We start from the raw sequence: 19870 nt of genomic DNA on the forward strand, positions 1-19870 counted from the left end.
CCGGCTGGACCGGGCCAGGTCGGACAGTCGTACCCGGCGGCGCGGTACGGCTGTTGTACGGGCTGGTACGGCATCCGTACGGGTCCGTGCCCGGGACCGGACGACGACCGGGTCGTTGAGGACGGTACGGGACACTGCGGCGGGCAGGGGGCGTGATGGGCAGGACGGGCGAGCGGGAGTGCCGGACGACCGGCCGGCGGTCACCGGGCAGGGGACGCCCCTCGGTGTGGAGCGCCTACGGCAAGCTGGTCCGCCTCTTCCGCGAACGGGCGGGGCTCACGCAGCAGGCCCTCGCGGACGCCATCGGCTACTCGCTGGAGCAGGTGGCCTCGGTGGAGCAGGGGCGACGCCCGGCCAAGGCCGCGTTCACGGATGCCGCGGAGCGGGTGCTGGGGGCAGGCGGGGCGTTGCGGGTGCTCCAGGAGGACGTGGACCGGGCCAAGCTGCCCGAGTTCTTCCAGGACTTCGCCTCAATCGAGACCGAAGCGGTGAGCCGCTTCTCCTACGACCCGCTTCTGGTGCCTGGACTTCTGCAGACCGACGCATACGCCGGAGCCTGTTCGCGGCGCACTGCCCGGCGTTGGAGGACGAGGTGATCGATCTCCACACGGAAGCTCGCCTGAACCGCCAGCAACTGTTGACGCGCTCCCCCATCGTCGAGCTGTCGTTCGTGGTCGGCGAAACGGCGCTCACCAACCCCGTCGGGGGTGATGAAGTGATGCGGGAACAACTTCGTCGGCTGGTGACGCTGGCGGAACTGCGCAACGTGAGCCTCCAGGTCATGCCCGCTGCCTACGGTTTTCATCCGGGACTCAACGGCGGCTTCGTCGTGCTCGAGACTGCGGAGCACCGCCAGGTCGGATACGTCGAGTCGCAGGAGGTGGGGTCCGTGGTGACCGATCCTGCCCAGGTCAGCGCTTTCAGCTTGCGCTACGGCAAGCTGCGCTCGCAGGCGCTGACCCCGGAGGATTCTGCACGTTCGCTCGGGAGACTGGCAGGAGAGGCCGCAGCATGATCGTTGATCGGAACGCCTGCCACGGCGAAGCCGAACTGAGTTGGCGCAAGAGCAGCTACAGCGGATCAGGTGGCGGCGACTGCGTGGAGGTCGCCACCGCGCCCGGCACCGTCCATGTCCGGGACTCGAAGGCGCAGACGGACGCGGCACTGACCTTCCCCCATGAGCAGTGGGCGGCGTTCACCTCCTACGTGGGTGGGACCGCCGTCTGACGACGAACATGCTCCGGGTGCCTCCGGGACAAGTTTCGGAGGCACCCGGAGTCGTGTCGTCAGCCCGCTCCGAGGGCGAACTGCTCGCGCAGCAGCGCCTCGTGGAGCCGCAGGGTGCGACCGTCCGGCAAGGTCTCCAGCACCTGGACTCCGTCGTAGTTGAGGAGTTGCCGCAGGACGGCGGCGAAGCCGTCGCCCCGGGTGACGGGCATGCCGGCGCGCTGGGCGAGCGCGGTGACGGGCAGGGTACCGCCCGCGTCGAGCAGGGCGGCGAGTGCCTTGTGGACCTGCTCCTGCTGCGGCTTGCGGGCCAGTCCGCCGAGCTGCGCCTGGTACGTCTCCGAGTCGAGCAGTGCCGTCACCAGCGTCTCGGTGCGGGAGACGACGGTCGGGGTGAGCAGGGCGTCGTCTCCCCCGGCCGTCAGCGCCACGTCGAAGAGCGTGTTGTGCATCCGGGCGACTTCCGCCTGGTTCTTCTTGGCCTTGCCCGTCGGCTTTTTGGGAGTCGCAGCCGTTGCGGTCATCGGCCGAGCGGTGTGCTCGTCCGGCAGCGGTGGCTTGCCGGTCTCTTCCGAAGCCCACCAGACCGGTCGCTGGTCTCCCAGCTCCCGCCACCCCTTGGGCGGTTCCGCCCCGAAGGGCAGGAACGCGAGCACCGGAATGGTGACCTCGGCGAGCGACGCCCCACCGTGGTAGCCGGCCTTGAGGGCGGTGTAGCGGGAATCGGCGTCCCACAGGGCGACGATGGAAGCGCCGGGCTCGGGCCACACGACACGCGGCCCGGTGAGGGCGATCTCCTGCTCGGCGAGCGGGCCGCCGCCGGGCATGCGGTGGCGGGCGGAGGCGGGGTCGGCGGCGATATCGACCTTCGTACCGTGCCGGTCGACGACGTGGCCGTGGTCGCTGGTCAGGAGGACGGCCATGCCCTGGGCCGCCGCCACCCGCAGCAGGTCGCGCAGGCCGGGGACGTCGTCCACCCGCCAGGCGCCGTCGCCGAGCTTCTGCTCCTTGGCGAGCCGGTCGTCGATGGCGTTGAGGACGACGGCGACGTGCGTCCGGCCGTCGGTGAGTGCCTCCGTGAGCGCCGGACCGAAGGTCTCGCCCGCGGTCTCGGTGCGCAGGTCGTCCTTGTGGAACACGGCGGCCGGGGCTCCGCCCCACAGCTTCAGCGTGGGGAAGAGCCGCTTCTCGTCGGCCTGGGTGCCCTTCCTCAGGGTGCCCGCGAAGAGCGAGGTGCGGGACACGGCCGTCACGGTGGGCAGAGCGGCGGCCATGGCCCGCCGGTGCGGGGCACCGCCCTCGGGCAGCGGGTCGAACTCGGCCCAGGAGCGGCGCAGTTCCTCACCGAGTTCGTTGGCGATGGCCGCGCTCATGCCGTCGAGGACGAGCAGCAGCACCCGCCGTTCCTCGCCGCGCCGGACGATCGGTCCGACCACGCGGTCGAGGAAGGTCTCGACGGTGAGCATGGAGCCGGGCTGGGTGCCGGCCTCGGTCCAGGAGGCCAGGTAGCGGGCGAAGGACGCGTCGATCCGCCGACGCCGGTCCCTGACGCGGGCGCCGAGGGTGTCGTAGGCGGCCTTGAGGACGGGGTCCGGGTCGCCACCGGCCTCGATGTGTTCCAGGGCGAGGTCGGTCCAGCCGGTCTCGGCGACGTGCCGCTGCAGGGCGTCGGCGACGGTGGGCGCGTCCGCGGCCGGGTCGGTGGCGAGCCAGCGGGCGAGGCGCTGTCCCATGCGGGCGCGTTCGACGCGGGCGGACTCCTCCGGTTCGGCGGCGAGCCGGTGGTCCTCCAGCTTCCGTACGGCGTCCGCCACCGCGGCCGTGTCGCCGGTGGCGAGGGCCTGGCCGACGGCGGTGAAGCGGGCGTCGAGTCCGCCGCGCAGGACAGGGCTCGCCGCGACGGCCTGCTCCGCGCCGAACTGGCGGGCCAGCGCGGCGGCCCGGTCGAGCACGATGCCGGTGGTGCGGCGCGCCTCGCGGGCCTGGTCCGCGTCGGTGCCGCCGGTGCGGTGCCCGGCCGCCAGCAGCGTGGTCACGTACTCCTCTGCGGCCCGGCCGAAGACGGTCACCAGGGCGTCGAGCTGGTCGCCGGCCGCCGGGGGCTGGTCGCCGAAGTAGCGTTCGGCGCGGCCCCGGGCCCGGTACGTCTCGGGAGCGGGCTCGGCGTGCTGCCACAGGGCCGCGCACACCAGGCCGAAGGCGGCGGCGTCCGCGCCGCGCTCGGCGTCGACGAGGGCGAGCAGGGCGCGTCCGGCGAGGCCCGCCTGGTCCTCCTCGCCGAGGAAGGCGGCCAGTCCTGCGCGTTCCGGGCCGCGCAGGGCCAGGAACCGTTCGGGGGCGCCGGGCCGGGTCGACCAGTGCAGCAGGGCCTGCGCGTCGAGCCGGTCGTCGCCGGGGCGGCGGGTGCCGTCCTCGGTGTCGTAGCGGCCGAGGCGCAGGCGTCGCTGGGCGAGCGCGGTGAGGGCGTACTGGCGGGACAGCCAGCCGCCGGGTACGGGCGGCCAGCCGCCGGTGGTCGGCGGGGTGGCGTCGAGCAGGGCCTCGGCGGCCCAGTTGACGTCCTTGAGCCGGGGGTCTATCTGCCGGGCGCCGAACGCGTCACGGACGACGTCCCAGCCGTCGACCGTGTCGATGCGCAGCTTGTGGACGCGGGCGAGGATCGCCGGGTCGAGTTCGTGCTGCTCGCGGTCGGTGAGGACGACCAGCACGGCGGGGCCGGGGCGGCGGCCCGCCAGGTGGTCGAGGACGAGTTCGTGGACGGCGAGCGGGGACGGCGCCACCTCGACGCCGGCCGTGCGGCCCTCGCCCCAGACGGGTTCGGCGGGGCCGTCCCACTGGGGTGCGGACCGCAGCAGCACCACCCGGCGCCGGCCCCCGCCACCCCCGGTGAGGGAGTCAGCGAGGTGCGTCTGCGAGGACAGGTACTGGGTGACGGTCGCGGTGTTCAGCCGGACTGCGCCCGGGACGGCGGTTACGGTGTCCGTCATTCGACGACCTTCCAGCTGATCTCGATGGTCGCGTCGGGGTGCCGGACGGCCAATTCGGACAGTTCCGCCTGGAGGTCGGCGACAGCCCGGCGCACGGTCGTGCTGCGGCGTCCCGACTTCCGCGCCGTCCCGCCGCTGCTCGCCGGGGAGGGCTGCTGCGGGGTGTACGGGATGCGCGGATCGCTGGTCGGGGTATCCAAGGGCTGATTGTCGGCCCAGTCCTGGGGCGTGACGGGCGCAGGCCCCGGATTGGCTGCGGCCTGGCTGCGTTTGATGAGGGCGACGACCTCGCGCTGGGTACGGGCCAGGGCGTCGCGCAGGTCGGCGGTGCGCTGATCGTCGCGGGCGACGTTGCGCAGCGAGTCGAGCAGCGCCTCGCCCTCGGGTCCGAGTCCGGCGGCCAGTTCCAGGGTGCTCCAAGGGGCGGAGGCGACAGCCTCCGCGACGGCGCGGGCCTTCTTGATGGAGGTGCCGTACCGGTCGGCGCTGGCTTCGCCCAGCTCGAAGGTGGCGAGGGCCTCCACGGTCTTCTTCGCCCCGGCCGCGCCCTTGCCGGCCTCCGCCGTGAGCGCGTCCAGCAGCTGCAGGGAGCGGCGGGCGAGGGCGAGCCTTCCGGTGTCGGCGGTCTGGTCGAGGCCGAGGAAGGAGGCGTGCGTCTCCAGCTGGTGTACCAGGTCGGCAGCGTGGTCCCGGTGGGCGCGGGCGGCGTCGATGATCTGGCGGGCGAACTGGTTGACCATCCGGCCGCGTCGCAGCGCGGGCGGCTTCGCACCGAAGATCACCTCGAAGCGCCGGCGTGCGGTGTCCCAGTCGGACTCGGCAGGCAGCGGCTGGCTGCGCAGCGCGTCGTGATCCTTGATCGCGGTCAGTTCGGGCGCGGGGTCGAGAACGGTCCCGCCGCGCACCCACACCCGGTCGTCCATCTCGGCGAAGGCGGCGACGACGAGCCGGGAGAGGAAGTCGGGCAGGCCGCGCGGGTCGGGCTTGTCGGTCCAGTCGGTGAGCGTGATCAGGGACAGGTCACCGGTGACACCCTGGGAGCTGGCGAGCTGCCGGAAGTGGTCGGCCCAGTAGCGGGACAGCTCGAAGTACGCCTCCTTCTGGTGCCCAAGGCGCAGCGGCCCGGCGATGCGCTGCATGAGCTTGCGATCGGCGGCCGGGACCTCGATCCGCCCGTCGCGGGCCTCGGCGGCGTCCCGGACGTGGGTGAACACTTTCTTGGCGTCGGCGGGCCTGACAGCGGTGCCGGTGCCGTCGGGGTCGAGGTCGGGGTGGGCCGGGTACTGGTGGGCGAGCAGTCGGCCCGCGATGTGCCGGATGCCGTCGTGCAGGCTCTGCCCGAAGGACAGGGTGAGCCCGTCGACGTCGGGCAGCGCGACGAGGTGGTCGTCGAAGTCGGGCACGACGTCGGCGGCCTGCTTCTGCGCGAGTCCGTACGCCTGCTTGAACGCGCCCTTGACCTGCTTGAGCAGCGCCTCGCGCTGTGTTTCGAGCAGGCCCTTGGCGCGGCTGCGGTTGTCGGCGTTGAGGTGGCCGGCGTACTGGGTGTCGAAGCGGTGCTCGTCGGCGAGGGCCTTGTCGATGACGACGAGGCGCCGGAAGTCGGCGAAGCGCTGCGCGGACAGGTGCGCGGGTAGCCAGGCGACGGTGCGGGACCGCTCGCCCTGCTGGCGCTCGCGCAGCCGCTGGATGCGGTTGACGTCCTCGACCGGGCCCCACTCGCCCTCGTCGAAGGGAAGGTCTATGGCGATACGCCAGCGCCCCTCCTCCTGCGGCATCAGGTCGTGGTCGGGCAGCTCGTCCTCGTCGGCGACGTTGCCGAAGACGATTTCGGCGGTGCGGGCGGTGCCGCGCCAGGTGAAGTGCAGCTGGTCGCTCAACTGGCCGTGCTCGACGCCCAGTTCCTCGGACAGCAGGCGGCGGGCGAGGGCGGCCCGGTTGCCGGGGTTGTCGTTGACCTGGGCGTTGGCGATGACGGAGTCCACGTCGACGCCGGACAGCTCCAGCCGCACACCGGGGTTGGCGTCGGTACCGGTCTCCTTGATCTCCGGGAACCGGGCGGCCCACTCGGCGACCTTGTTCTTGATGATGCCGACCTCGGCGCCCGGGATGGGCGCGAGGACCGAGCCGTGGTTGAGCGCGCCGAGCCGCCGGATGGTCAGGTCGGACAGGGAGGGCACGCTGGGCGCGAGCGCGGACAGCAGCAGCGTGCACACCAGCCGGTTGTCGCCGACGAACATCCGGCAGCGGTTGGCGCGCTGCGGGTCGGTGATCGCCTCGGGCCGGTTGAGGTACTGCTCGACGTCGTCCTCGGTGATGTCGTACGAGCTGAGCAGGTACGGCCGCAGCTTGGTCTTGTAGAGCTTGTCGGCGGCCTCGAAGACGACCTTCAGGCTGTCGGTGAACGGCTTGTCGCCGCCCTCCGCGATCACCGGGTAGAGGTCGCCGACGGGAATGAGCTGGCCGAGCCGGATCTCGTTGCGGTGGTCGGCGAGGAGCTGGCCCATCAGCTTCAGACCGGTGCGGGAGCGCTGCAGCGCGGACGAGATGTGGACGAGGGTGTCCATGAACGCCGGCGAGAACGGGTACGTCAGCCGGAACGACTCCGCGTCCGCGCCGGTGGCGCCCTTCTCCGAGCCGAGCAGGGTGTCCCAGACCTGCGGGCCGACCCGCTTGGTCTGCTCGAAGGCCGCGTCGATGAGGTTCTTCGCCTCGGCGTCCCTGGGCTTGAGGAGGCGGGCGTGGGCGATCTGCGGGAGGTTGCGGTCCTCCAGCGTGATCTTGTCGAACCGGCCGGAGGCCAGGTTCAGGGTGTCCTGGATGGACGACTCAGCCGCGCCGGACACCTCCTCGCCGACCAGTTCGCGCAGGTCACGCTGGCGGGCGATGAACGACACAACCGGGATGGCGCGGCGGGCATCGCCGCCCTCCACGAAGTTCGTGATCTTGCTGGCCTCGCGGGCCACGAATTTCTGGTCATGGATGAGGGTGGCCAGCCACAGGATCAGCTCGTCCATGAACAGGATCAGCCCGTCGTAGCCGAGCGACTTGGCGTGCTCGGCGATGACGGACAGACCGGCGTCCAGGGAGATGAAGCCGTGCTCGTCCTCGGCGGCGTTCTTTGCGAAGCCGGGCAGGAGGTTGGTGCTGGCGTCGTTGACCAGCTTGGCCCGCAGTTCGGCCGGGGTGGAGGGGTTACGGAGGTTGAGCGGGACGCCCGCCTCGTGGTTCTCCTCGGCGGCAAGCGCGAGGTCCAGGAGCTGCGGGGTCCAGGCGAAGCCCTCGCCCCACTCATCCTCCTCGCCGCCGTCCGCGTCGCTGCCGCCCAGTCCGCGGATGACGGCCTCGTCGCCCATGTTGGCGCGCATGGCGCGGATGTCGTCAAAGAGGGAGTCGGTCCGGTACACCTGCGGGGTGGGGGCGTCCGGGTGCAGCTTCTTGACGTGGTGCACGTACCCGCCGAGCACCCGCTGCTCCAGGGCCTTCGCGCCGAGCATGTGGTACGGCACCAGCAGGAACTTCTTGCCGTCCGACTGCAGCCACTCGTGCTTGGTCAGCACCGGGTCGAACTCGGTGCGGGCGCGGGCCGCCGGGTTGCCGCTGAGCAGTGCGTACAGCACGGCCATGAAGTGCGACTTACCGGAACCGAACGAGCCGTGCAGGTACGCCGCCTTGGAGCGGTGCCCGTCCAGCGCCGCCTTGATGAGGGCCAGCGCCTCGTCGAAGTTCTCCAGCAGCCGCTCGGTGACCACGTAGTCCTTGAGCGCATGCTGGGCGCCCTCAGGCGTCGTCGCCTCGGCGAGGGACAGCACGAAGTCCGAGGTGGAGATGGACTCCTTGATGTCGATGACATCGCGGAGGAGGGGCTGCTGGGCCATTGCGGGTTCTCGCTCTCCCTGACGGTGGTCGGTGCTGCTGCTCGTACTCGTGCCGTGCGGGATCCGCCGCCGGGGCCGGTCCGGGGGGTGGGGGGCAGAGGTACGGATGGCCGGTGCGGCGGCCGGTCGTCCTAGCCGGCGGCGGGGACGGATCGGGTCGTGCGGTGACCGGGCGGGACGGCGCTCACGGCGCCGACCGGCTCAGGTCGGACGGTTTCGCGGCGTCTGCACTCTTCGTCCCCCTCGTACTGAACGTCACCCGCACGGCCTGCGCATAGCACCCTACATCGGTACTCCCGTCGCCCCCGTGCCGTATGCCGTCGCGCACTCTTCCCTGCGGGCCACCCCGGTTCCGCAGGGGACAGTGCGACCGCCGTCGCCCCGACCGGTAGGCGTCCAGCAGGTGCGGCGCGACCATGAGGGGTGTTCCGGGCCAGTCCCCGATCGAGGGGCGACGCGAACTGCTCGCCGCACGCAACGGCCTCAGACCTACCGCCGGTCTGCCTGGACGATCACGCTCGCCTCCCGGTGACTGCTCTCCGGGACCCGTGCCGCGCTGTGACTCGATGACGAGAACGCTCCCTCCGCGTCGGCCGCCCCTTCGAGGGGCAGGAGGGCACTCGCGGCGTCAGGACCTCGGTTCCTCCAGCTCGGGGGCAGGAGTGTCCGCGCCGTGCTGTTCAGCGTGTGCTGCGGCGAAGGTCTCGTGCTCTTCGACGACTTCGCCGTCCACGACTTCCCCGTCCATCACTCGGTGCGACGGTTCCGCCAGCGGCAGGCCGGCGAGGTGCTTCTTTAGCCTCTTGGCCATCGGGAGGTAGGTCGCAAAGGTGAGCCCGCCGGAGACGGCGGCCCCGACGAGAGGGATGGCCTTCGAGACGCTCTTTGCGAACGAATCCTTCGTGATCTTGACGCCGAGGTAAGCTGCGATCTTCTTCACCATGGGATAGACGACGCCCTGGGTGAGCGCCTTCTGGGGCAGCTTCTTGGCGACCTGCTCCGACATCATGCCCGCGACCTTCCCCACAGCGGCGTTCGCCGACTGGGTTCCGAACATCACGCCGAAGAACAGCGTGAGCACCCCCATGGTCGCGTCGTCGGCGTCATCGCCCTCGTCGGAGAAAAGATCGGGCCAGCTGTAGAGATAGGCGAGCTTCTGCGCGATACGCAGCATGTGGCCGACGTACTGGGCCGTGTCGGCGGGGACCGTGGCGGGGAGGGCGAGGATGCCGGGGATCCCGGCGGCGGCGGAGAGGGCGCTGACCTTGGCCGTCTCGTAGCGGATGGAGTCGTTGGCCACCTTGTCGAGGACCTCGACGGTGATGCCCGCCGCAGCGGGGGTCTCTTCGATCGCTCGTCGGATGTCGTCCTCGGAGCAGTGGCGAGCCAGCGCACTCCGGAGGTACGCCTCCCGGTGGATCCGCACGCCCGGAAGCTTCGCTGCCGCCACCAGCAGTGCGAAGAAACGCGACTCGGGGTTCTCGACCTCTTTACCCTGCTTCATGGCAGGAACCTACAGGAGTTGCGCGCCGCAAGGGCCGGACAGTGTCAGCTCCGTTGGGACCCCGTTGTGTGAGTGACGGCGGCGTGCGGGCCGGGTTCCCCACGATGGCGATCACCACCCGGGGACGCGACCTCCGCCGAGATTCGGTCGCTCGGCGAGGCTCCGGGCTGTTGCAGACGCCGTGGAGACGGGACGCGCTGGGCCCTCCGGCAAGCGGGTACTCGCCGGAGGGCCCAGCGATCGGCGCCACGTCTGTCAGCGTGCCGCGAACTCGACGAACGCGGCCCATGCCGTGGGTTGTACGGCGAGTGCGGCGCGGGTGGTGTCCTTCGAGTCGCGGACGTGGACCCTGGCGGGGCGGACGGCGACCTCGATGCATTCGCCGCCCGAGCCCGTGCTGTAACTGCTCTTGAACCAGACCGACTCAGGTACGGGCTGCATGAGCTGTTGGGCTTTCATCTCTCTCCAAGCAACTTCTCGACGACGGCCAGCGACTCGCGCGGAGTGAGTGCCTGAGCCCGAAGGATGCCGTACTGCTCCTCGATCTCTCGTACCAGCCTCCGCTCCGTGTAGAGACGACTGTCTTTGTACGCCTCCACGTAGGCGATCCTCTGCCCTTCATGCGTCTCGATCAAGGTGAAGGGACCTTCCAGCCCAGCATGCTCGTCCCGCTCGATCGGCATCACCTGGATTTCCACGTTGCGCCGGTGCCCATACAGCAGGATCTGCTCCAACTGGCCCTGCATCACAGTCCGCCCACCGAGCGGTCGTCGCAGCACGAACTCCTCGATGACGAAGCTAATGGTGGGCATCGAGGTTCGGGAGAACACCTCTTGCCGTGCCAGGCGAGCCGCGACCCGCTGGTTGATGGTCTCCTCGTCCAACAGCGGACGCCACATGGAGAACACCGCTCGCGCGTAATCTTCCGTCTGCAACAGCCCTGGTACTGCCTTCGTCGCGTACACATGCAGCGCTGCCGCCTTGGCCTCCAACCTGGCCGCGTCCCGGAAGAACGCCGGATACTGAGCCCGATCTACCTCCTCCTTGCTCGCGCTCAGCACCCCACCCGCCCCCAGCACTTCATCCGCCTGGTCGATGAACTTCGGCGGCGGAATGCGTCTCGCCTGCTCGAACGACGCGATCGTCGAGGCCGAGTACCCGGTTAGCGACCCAAACTCGGCGCGGTCGAGGCCCGCCCGCTCCCGGAACAACTTCAACTGCCGCCCGAACACGCACAGCATGCCCGTCCCAACTTCGTACTCCGGCTGCTGAACCTCGTCGTCCACGCCGCAGCTCCTCTCGTACAACCGCCCCGTCAGCCAACTCGGGGGCCTGGGAACCGGTCACGCCCAACAGCACGTACAAGCGCACCGACCCCGGGTACAGCCCGTACCCGTCAGCGCATCACTCCTAGTCAACGCTACGCAGGGTCTTAGACCGTTGACCCTATGAAGTCAGCAACTCCCCCGAACGGGCATGTGCCGCAGCGTCCCGCACCCGAACGCGAGTTCACCATGCGCTTCACCTCGACGCCGCGCGGTGCCCGCCTCGCCCGCCGACTCGTCTCACACCGGCTGAACGAGTGGGGCTACCTCTACACGACCCCGGTCAACGAGACGTTCACCCTCATCACGGCGGAACTCACCGCCAACGCCGTACGCCACAGCCACGTCCCCGGCAGAGACTTCCAGGTCCACCTCACTGCGGCCGGGGACACCTTCCGCATCGAGGTGACCGACACCCGCGCCGAACGGCCTCCGGCCAGTCCCGGGGCGACCGACTCGCTCTCCGAGTCCGGCCGGGGTCTCTTCCTCGTCGCCACCCTCGCGGACGACTGGGGCGTCAACCCTCGCCCAGCAGCCCCGGGCAAGACCGTGTGGGCGGAGCTGCGCGTGCGGGCCCAGGGCCACCCGCCCACGCACCGGGTGGCCCCTGAACCGTCGGAAATCGATCTGCTCCTGACTACCGCTTCACTGCTGCGCGACGACCTCGGGTCGCGGCCTGAGGACGCCAGCCACGGAGGTCGTCGTCCGTGAGCCCGTGCTCGCCCTGCTTCTGCTGGCGGTAGGCGGCGAAGAAGTCCGCCGGGGAGCCGCTGTAGAGCATGTCGAATTCGTTGTGCCACTGGTACAGCCACGGCTGGAGTTCCAGCAGGCCAGCGAGGAACGGCGTGATCTCCTCGGTGGACAGCGCGGCGTTGGTGAAGTACGTCGCCAGCGCCTGCGCCTGCTCCTTGTGGTCCCAGCCGGCCCAGCCGTAGAGGTCCGGGGTGGCGGAATTGGTCTGCCCGTAGGAGATGAACCGCTCCTTGGGCACGTCGAGCTTGCCGCGCGCCTTCCAGTAGGACGGACGGAGGAAGTCGGCCGAGGTGTACTTCGGCGGCACGGGGATGGAGTCCCGGATCTTCCGCTTGGTCTGCTCGTCGGGTGCGGCGTCCTCCTTGCGCTGGAGGTCCCACACCTCCTCCCAGTCGGCGCGCTTCTTCAGGCCGGAGGGCTTGTAGCGCAGCGCGGAGAGGAACGGCACGTGCTCGTCGGTGATCAGCTCGGCGACGACCTTGGGCAGATCCTTGCGGGGCGCGTAAATCTTGGCAACGGAGACGAAGTCCTCGTCGCGGGAGAGCGCGTCGGTGAGCCGGGCCAGGGTGAGGATGGCGGGCTGACCGTTCTCGTCGAACCAGAGCTCGCGCTTCTCCATACGGTCGAGCAGCCAGGAGCGCAGAGCCTTCTCCTGAAGCGCGTCCCAGCCCTCGGCGGCCCAGCGACGCTTGTACTCGGGGCGCTCAACCATGTTGATGGCGCGATTCGACTTGATGGCGTCGATGCGCTTCTGGACGATCTCGCGGTAGGGGGCGGGCCAGTGGGCGGGGATCTCGGTAACAGGAGTATGACCGTGGTGGGTGAACCACTTCGTGGACACTTCTCCACTCTGAATCTTGCGGGCGAGAACAATCTCGAACGCACGCTCTCCTGCAGCAAGTTCGGGCACATCGACGTTCGGCGCACGCAGATCTTCGGCATGTAGGCCGTAGATGCTATAAACCTGCCAGTCCAGTTCCTCCTGAAGTGCAATCATGCGAGCCCGAGTCGATTCCCAAGTCGCACGAGCCTCACGAAGAACACTGGCAGTAGGAACAGACTTCGCGGCCACAGACGTAGGGCTCGTTGCTGCAAGCTGCTGAGCAAGCACGTCAAGGTCAGCAGCAAGTGCAAGGGGGTACTCAGCAGGAAGCGGGAACTCCTCCAGCTTTGTGCCAGTGAACTCATAGTTCCAAGACCATGGCTGATCAGGCATCCCGCTAGCTGCCGTCGCGTTTCCCTTACTGTGGCTTACCTGCTTCAACCAGAAACCAGCCGTGGAACTGTTGAGCAGCCCAAGCAACCGCAGGTGCTCCTCCTCACTCGCCCCCTCTCGCAACTTGATCACTGGAGCATGACGATTGAACACGCTTCCGCCACGATCCAACACGAAATGGTTATGCGTGGCCACGAACGCGAACATGATAGACAGAGGTGTCTTGTAAGCCGAAGCGGTGTACTGCATGTAGTCCCACCACTTCAGTCCCGCTGCTGCCATATCTCCTTGAAAGGTGCTCCGGACTTCCAGCAGCCGACGCATCGGCCAGAGCTCCCTTGTAAGACTCGTAACGTCGAATCCCGGTGCATAAGGGAACCAAATCGCCTCGTCGGGGCGGGAAGCCCAGTCTCGAACCACATCACCCGTGAGAAACGGCGACAAACCCCGACGGTCGGCGCGTGTCTGATATGTGGGTCGGATTGGCCGAAGAAACGCACCGTCAGCGCCGACCCGAACTGCCCGACCGATTGGAGGCTCGATAACCGACTTGAGCACTTGGTCGCTCGCTTGATTGATTTGATCAATCATCTCCAGCCCGCCATCAGTCAAGACCCAGGGCTGCCGGCCGAAGTACTTCTTGCGGTCCAAGTCGTCAACGGACACCCACTGGCTCACTGAGCCAGGCTTGTCGATCTGCTCCACGATGGCACGCCAAACGAGACCCTCTTCGGCATTCTCGGGCGCCGACGGCTCGCCCTGCACACTTCGTACGGTACGGATGAGTGGCGATCGCGCATCTCCACCTCGCTGCTTGCCAATCAGGATGACCGTCGGCGTCCCATGGCCTGGAATATACGCACCCGATGTATCGATAACCTCGGTCAGCTCCACCGCATGCCCGAGGTATCCCTCAATGAGCTTCGTCCCGAACTCACGCTTCATGAAGGAGTTAGCAGTGATCTGTCCGACCATGCCATAGCCCTGCCCCTCTGCGTCCCCACGCTTGGCCAGTTCGAAGAACCGCTGAGCGAAAGGAACCGAGAGCGCGTATGTGCCCGCACATGCGGGATACAATGCCCGATAAAGCTCGTTGAGTTTCTTGTCCTTCACCGTGATGTAAGGTGGATTTCCCACCACCACGTGGTATCGTCCCGGTCGCAGAATGTCCGGGTACTCGTGCACGTCCTCCGTGGCATACTTGAACTCGGCCAGCTCATCCGCGGAGACCTCGTCTACCTCTCCGAACAGGTTGCCCTGCTGAGAGCGCCTCGCCTTGATGAGCGAGTCCCCAACCGCCAGGTTAATCGGCCACTCGTACTTGGCCGCCTCCTCCAGGGTCCGCACCCCACTCGCTGCCATGGCCGCAACCAACAGTCGGAACCGGGCAATGGCCACCGCGAATGGGTTCACATCGACGCCGTGCACTGAGTGCAGTACTCCCCGCACTCGCTCGTGCACGTCCTTCCCCGGCTGCCCATCCCCCCACAACCGCACCAACCGCCGAAACGCCCCCAACACAAAGTGCCCCGACCCACACGTAGGGTCGATCATCTTGAGTTCCTCGTACCCGAACTCCCGCACCGCCGGGTTCATCGTCCGGTCGAGGATGAACTCCTCCACGAACTCCGGCGTCTGGAGCAGCGCGTACGTCTTCCGGGCAGCCTCGCTGAGGTCCTGGTACAGGTCGCCCAGGAACCGCGTGTCCCAGCCCTCCGTACCGTCCTCGTTCAGCGGGTCGGTGAAGTCGTGGACGAGGACGCCCGCCTCGTCGCGCCGGCGGCAGAACTCGACCAGTTCCCGCGCTCCGTCGTGCGAGAGCGGGATCTGGTACAGCGGGTTGTGCCGCTTGTCGAAGAGGAGCCGGCCCGCCTGGCCCTGACCCAGTTCGTCGAAGGCCTTCTCCAGCCAGCCGCGGTAAGTCGGGTTGTCGTCCGTCTCGACGTACGCGTCGTACCGCGTCTCCGCCAGCTCGCGCCGGTCGCCGTCCGGCCCGGTCAGGTAGGGCTCGGGGATCAGCCGGTTGTCCTCGCAGAACCGGACGAAGACCGTGCCCAGCACCCAGGCCACCGCGACCTGCGTGACCCGCTCGTCCAGCCACGAGTTCCACGTCGCCGCCGTACGCCCGAGCTTGCGGGCCTGGTCGTACTCGGCGCGCAGCCGGGCGCTGACCTCACCGAGCGCCTTGACCTGCTTGCCCAGGTCGGCCTCGACCGCCTTGACCTGCTGCTTCAGGTCGTCCAACAGAGCCTTGCGGTCGATCACTTCGCGTCTCCCTCGACACCACTTGCCACGTTCTCGCCGGACCCGCGGTGACGGTTGCCCACCCACGTGTCCGGAAGCTGGATCCACTCCCCCAGGCCGGCCTGGTACGGCACGGCCACCTGCCCGAGCCTCGGCTCGCGCAACGGGTCGCTCTGCGGGACCAAGAGCCACAGCCCCCGTCCGCCCTGCCGGGCCGCCGACGCCAGGCGGTCCAGGACGCCCATCGCGTCGTACCGGGCGAACACCCCGGCCTCCGTCAGCAGGACGGGGCCGTCGGCGCCGTTACCCAGCAGCTCGACTATGCGGGGCTCGACCGAGCCCCACGCCGTCCGCGCGTACTCCGCGAACCGCACCGCGCCCTTCGAGCCCGGCTCGGCGGCGTCCGCCTTGAGCAGCGTCTCCCAGGTGGGCTTGGTGCCCGACGTGACCTGCGCGCGCAGGGCCTGGAGGAACAGCTCGGTCACCGACACCGCCTGCGCGCCCAGCCGCTCGGCGCCCAGCTCCCGCACCGCGTCCCGGACGAGCTGCTGCCGTACGGTCAGCACCCGGTAGCCGTCCCGGCGGGCCGAGGCGAGGAGCCGTTCCTCCGCGCGCACCGCGCCCGCGAGCAGCGGGTCGTCCGCGTACCGGGTCACCGTTCCCGTGCGCGTCGAGTGCCGCCAGGCGCCCGTCGTGAGGTAGCTGGAGGCGTCGTCCACCCGCGCCGACAGGTAGCGGAGCGTGCCCGTGTCCTCGCGCGTGCTGAGCGACAGCTCGAAGCCCGCGTCGCGCAGGGCCTTGGTGAGCGGGCCGCCGGTGGGCAGTTCGTGGGTGGTGCCGCCGCGTCCGTCCGGAACGACCAGCTCGGGGAAGCGGGCGCGCACCCGTTCGTGGATGTCCTCGCCGGTCAGGCCGGGCTGCCGTCCTTCCGGCACGCCGTCGATCCGGCGCACGAGGCCGGCCTGGGTGAGGCGCAGGGCGCGAACGAGCGGCAGGTTGCGCGGGTAGATCTCCAGGCGCGGGGTGGCGGCGGCGTTGACGGACGCGGCGGCGGCCAGTTCGACCATGCGCCGCTCGTCCCAGTCGATCGCGCCGGGCGGCATGGCCACCGCACCCAGTTCGGCCAGGACGGTCGCCGCTGTCGGCAGGGTGTCGAGCTTGGCGAGGCGGTCGGCGGCGCGGCCGAGCCTGGTCGCGTAGTCGAGCAGGCCGGGCGCGGTGGGAGTGTCGGGCGCGTCGTGCTCGCGCACGTCCAGGGCGAGCAGGCCCGCGCCCAGCGACTCCTCGGTGGCCTTGCGGTTGGGCTGGTGCTGGAACTCGGCCTCGTCGGGGGCGAGCTGCTCGATCTCGACGACGGCGCGGACCGCCGCCAGGGCCAGCGCGCGCCGCTGCTCGCGGGTGGCGAGCTGGCTGCCGCGCCGCACGGCGAGGGCGTCGGCGATCTCGACGGCGGAGGCGACCCGGCCCATGCCGGCGAGGAGGTCGAGGATCTCGGCGCGCAGGGCGCGGACGGCCGGGTCGGCCTTCCAGCGCTTGCGCTCCTCCTTGAGCATCTGCGGGATGCGCCCGGCGCTGAGGCCCAGCGCCTCGGCGACGTCCTTCTGTTTGGGCCACACCCCGATGTCCGGCAGGACGCCGTGCTCGTCGGGCAGGCGCAGCAGCAGCCGCACCATCTCGGCCTTGTTGCGGTTGGAGCCGTTGTTGTTGACGACCGGCACGAAGATCGTGGCGAGGGCGTCGAGGCTGACGGAGCGCAGGGCGCGGGCGGACAGACCGCCGGCGGCGTCGGCCGTCGCCAGGGTGCCCGCGAGGGCGGACTCGGCGGCTGTGAGCTGTTCCAGCTCCTCCTTGGCCTCCGCGCGGCCCTGGGGGGTGAGCGGCGAGACGGGGGTTGCGAGCAGTCGCTCGCCCCACTCCCGCTGCCGCTTTTGGACCTCGTTGCGGGTCCTGGCGCCGAGGCCGGGGGCGTTGACGAGCTTGCGGCGGCTGTAGTCCAGGAGTTCGCCGACGGTGGTGATGCCCAGGCCGTAGAGGAAGGACTGGGCCGCGCCGGTGAGGCCGGAGACGGTCAGCGGGGTGTCGCGGGTCACCTCGGCGGCGAGGCGGTCGCGCTGCTGCTCCGCGGTCTCCGGCTCGGCGTCCGCGATGGCGCCGCGGGGGGTCTGCTCCGTCCCGGGGGCGTCCGCGCCGGAGCCGCTGCCGGTACCGGCCGGGGCCGGGTGGCGGCTGCGGTGGCTGGAGGGGACGGTGCGCGAGGCGTCGAGGAAGATCTTGCGCCAGGCGTCCCGCATCGGCTTCAGCTCGGGGAACCGCTTGCTGACGTCGCGGTGCAGGGCCTTCTGGAAGAAGGCGACGAGCCCGTCGCGCACGGCCGGGTCGAAGGCCTCGGCCGCGATGGTCGGGTACGGCCACTCCTTCGGGTCCGTCATGCGGGGCGGGACGCTGCCGTCGCCCCACTTGGGCAGCTCGCGCGAGGCCATCTGGTGCAGCGTGACGGCGAGCGCGTACCGCTCGGCGTGGGAGTCGTAGGTGCCGCGCGTGATGACGTCGACGAACGGGTCGAGGTAGCCCTCGGTGCCCGCGTCGGTGTTCTTCGCCGGGTAGCCGGCCAGCGAGAAGTCGATGAGGACCAGCTCGCGGGTGCGGTTGGGGCGGACGCGGATGGCGATGTTGTCCGGCTTGATGTCGCGGTGCCAGACGCCCTCGCCCTCCAGGAAGTCGACGGCACCGAAGAGGTAGTCGCCGTACGCCTCCAGTTGGTCGACCGGGAGCCGGCCCTCGTCGCGGAGCTGGCGGGCCACCGTCTCCTCGCGGCGGCGGGGCGCCTTCCGCTCGCCCGGCTCGTCGCTGTCGTCCCGCTCGTCGCCCACGTACTCCAGGGCGAGGACGGTGCGGCCCGCGATGCGCAGGGGCTCCGGTTCGACGAGGCGGATGATGCCCGAGTGGGGGCGCAGGCGGCCCATGACCTCGGCCTCGCGGACGAGGATGTCGCCCCGGCTGTCGGACAGGGCCACCTTCAGCACGGCCAGCGGGCGGGTACGGCGCGCCTCGGACTCCAGGTCACGGACGAGGAAGGCGCGGCTGGTGGAACCCGTGCCGAGCCGTCGGCGCACCTCCCAACGGCCGTCGAGCACATCGCCGGGGACCGCGTCGAGCGGGTCCTTCTCGGGTGCGGCGGCGGTCTCGGGCGCGGCGGCCGACGCGGGGGCGGTGAGGGAGTCCTCGACGACCTCCAGCATCTCCAGGAAGTCGTCGACGCTGTGCAGGCGCCGGTCGGGGTTGTACGCCGTGGCTGCCTGCACCAGCTCGTCGACGTCCTCCGACAGGCCGTCCACCAGGGAGCTGGGCCGCAGGCCCTCCCCGGCCTCCAGGCGGGCCCGCAGCTCGGCCTGGCTGGCAGCCGGGGCCTTGTCGGTGACCAGCAGGTAGGTGAGGACGCCGAGGCCGTAGACGTCCAGGGAGACCGGGTCGGGGCGCAGCGCGGTCAGCTCGGGCGCAAGGTAGGGGTCCTCGTCGTCGGCCAGGTGCATCGCGGACAGGGCGGTCGGGGCCAGGCGCGTCCCGCCCTGGGAGGAGTCCGAGCCGCGCTGGGTGGCGATCTGCCAGTCGGAGATCTGCAGCCGCGGGCTGAGCCAGGCGGCCTCCTCGCCGACCGCCTTGCCCTGGCCGCCGTCCGGGCGGGGCAGGACGTGGATGGAGCGGGCGGTCAGGGCCCGGTGGTGGATGCGCTTGGCGTGCGCGGACCGTATGGTCTCGGCGAGTTGTCGGACCAGGGCCATCCGGCTGAGGATGTCCAGCTTCGCGCCGTACTGGACCAGGTACTCGTCCAGCTTCATCGTCCGCGGGTCGTAGTCGAAGACCAGCGCGGGGCCCGCGGGATGCCCGGTCGGGAAGTACTGCCGGTAGGAGACCGCGCCCGGGTGCCGGAACCGCTGCAGGACGGCCGCCTCGCGGCGGGCGGCGTTCTCCACGGACTGCCGCAGCGAGGCGTCCGAGCCGCGTTCGCTCAGGTACACGCGGACCCGGGCGCGCTCGGGCAGCTCCGTGTGGTGCGCCTCGTAGTCGGCCCAGGTCCGGCCGGAGTCGAAGGGGCGCCGCTTCAGCTCGTAGGGGCCGACCTTGTACTCGGCCTCGCTGCGGCGGATGCCGATGCGGTCCAGCTCCGCCTTGATGTGCCGGGAGTCGATCGCGGTGACGCGGCGCCGCTCGTCGCGCGGGGGCTGCTTCAGCAGCTCGACCAGCTCGTCGACGGTGTGGACGCCGTTCTGATCGTGGGCGGGCAGGCGCACGCGCAGCCCGTCGTCGGTGAAGCAGACCGCCTCGCCGATCCAGACGTGCCGGCCGCCCTGCCCCTGCCCGATCAGACTGGACAGCTCCTTGGCCTTCTTGTTGACCAGGTGCAAGGGGTTGCCGTGCGTGCGGCGCCGGCCACCGGGGGTGGTCTGCACCCAGGTGCCGTTCTCCGAGCTGACCGAGCCGTGCCAGTCCTTCAGTTCGATCATGTACACGCCGCCGGGCGCGACGACCAGCAGGTCGACCTCACGGACGTGGCCGGTGTGAGCGGTGAAGGTGAAGTTCGACCAGGCGCGCCAGGGGTCGGAGTCCGGCAACCGCTCCCGGATCGCCTCCAGGCCGCGGCGTTCGTGATCGAACTCGGACTCGGTGACCGTGGCCCACCGGCCTTCCCGCATGCCTGTCCCCACTCGTCGTTCCCACAGGACCCGTCACCCCGCCGT

Annotated in this window: 9 protein-coding genes and 1 pseudogene; 3 read left to right on the top strand and 7 right to left on the bottom strand. The window is 70.1% G+C overall.

From position 1 onward, the window contains the following. Positions 1–155 precede the first annotated feature (155 nt). Positions 156–1015, top strand: a pseudogene (locus tag ACIF8T_RS22090) (Scr1 family TA system antitoxin-like transcriptional regulator). Then, positions 1012–1227, top strand: a complete 216-nt coding sequence (locus tag ACIF8T_RS22095) for a DUF397 domain-containing protein (RefSeq protein ID WP_400037549.1) — start codon at positions 1012–1014, stop codon at positions 1225–1227. The pseudogene ACIF8T_RS22090 and the gene ACIF8T_RS22095 overlap by 4 nt, the downstream one beginning before the upstream one ends. Before the next feature lie 59 nt (positions 1228–1286). Here ACIF8T_RS22095 and pglZ read toward each other — a convergent pair whose 3' ends face one another. The 5 genes from pglZ to ACIF8T_RS22120 all read right to left on the bottom strand — a co-directional run bounded on the left by pglZ (position 1287) and on the right by ACIF8T_RS22120 (position 10882). Then, positions 1287–4214, bottom strand: coding sequence for a BREX-2 system phosphatase PglZ (gene pglZ / locus ACIF8T_RS22100; protein ID WP_400037551.1), 2928 nt, complete (start codon positions 4212–4214; stop codon positions 1287–1289). Beyond that, entirely contained in the window at positions 4211–8092 is a 3882-nt protein-coding gene (locus ACIF8T_RS22105) for a phage resistance protein (RefSeq protein WP_400037553.1), read from the bottom strand. Before ACIF8T_RS22105 ends, pglZ begins: the two co-directional genes overlap by 4 nt. Before the next feature lie 628 nt (positions 8093–8720). Continuing rightward, entirely contained in the window at positions 8721–9596 is an 876-nt protein-coding gene (locus ACIF8T_RS22110) for a hypothetical protein (protein ID WP_400037555.1), read from the bottom strand. A gap of 255 nt (positions 9597–9851) precedes the next feature. Continuing rightward, the gene (locus tag ACIF8T_RS22115; RefSeq protein ID WP_400037556.1) at positions 9852–10037 is read right to left on the bottom strand and encodes a DUF397 domain-containing protein; all 186 of its coding nucleotides are present in this window, start codon (positions 10035–10037) and stop codon (positions 9852–9854) included. A gap of 14 nt (positions 10038–10051) precedes the next feature. Next, positions 10052–10882 carry a helix-turn-helix domain-containing protein gene (locus tag ACIF8T_RS22120; RefSeq protein WP_400037558.1) on the bottom strand — a complete coding sequence of 277 codons (831 nt, stop codon included), beginning with the start codon at positions 10880–10882 and terminating at the stop codon, positions 10052–10054. A gap of 162 nt (positions 10883–11044) precedes the next feature. Here ACIF8T_RS22120 and ACIF8T_RS22125 point away from each other — a divergent pair, with 162 nt between their 5' ends. Continuing rightward, complete coding sequence (locus ACIF8T_RS22125; protein WP_400037560.1) at positions 11045–11632, top strand: ATP-binding protein; 588 nt, start codon at positions 11045–11047, stop codon at positions 11630–11632. Here ACIF8T_RS22125 and pglX read toward each other — a convergent pair. Then, positions 11559–15155, bottom strand: coding sequence for a BREX-2 system adenine-specific DNA-methyltransferase PglX (pglX, locus tag ACIF8T_RS22130; RefSeq protein WP_400037562.1), 3597 nt, complete (start codon positions 15153–15155; stop codon positions 11559–11561). The genes ACIF8T_RS22125 and pglX overlap by 74 nt on opposite strands. After that, on the bottom strand, positions 15152–19825 hold the full coding sequence (pglW, locus tag ACIF8T_RS22135) for a BREX system serine/threonine kinase PglW (protein ID WP_400037564.1): 4674 nt from the start codon (positions 19823–19825) through the stop codon (positions 15152–15154). Before pglW ends, pglX begins: the two co-directional genes overlap by 4 nt. Positions 19826–19870 lie beyond the last annotated feature (45 nt).

It is taken from the genome of Streptomyces sp. NPDC085946, assembly GCF_044540485.1.
Classification (GTDB): domain Bacteria; phylum Actinomycetota; class Actinomycetes; order Streptomycetales; family Streptomycetaceae; genus Streptomyces.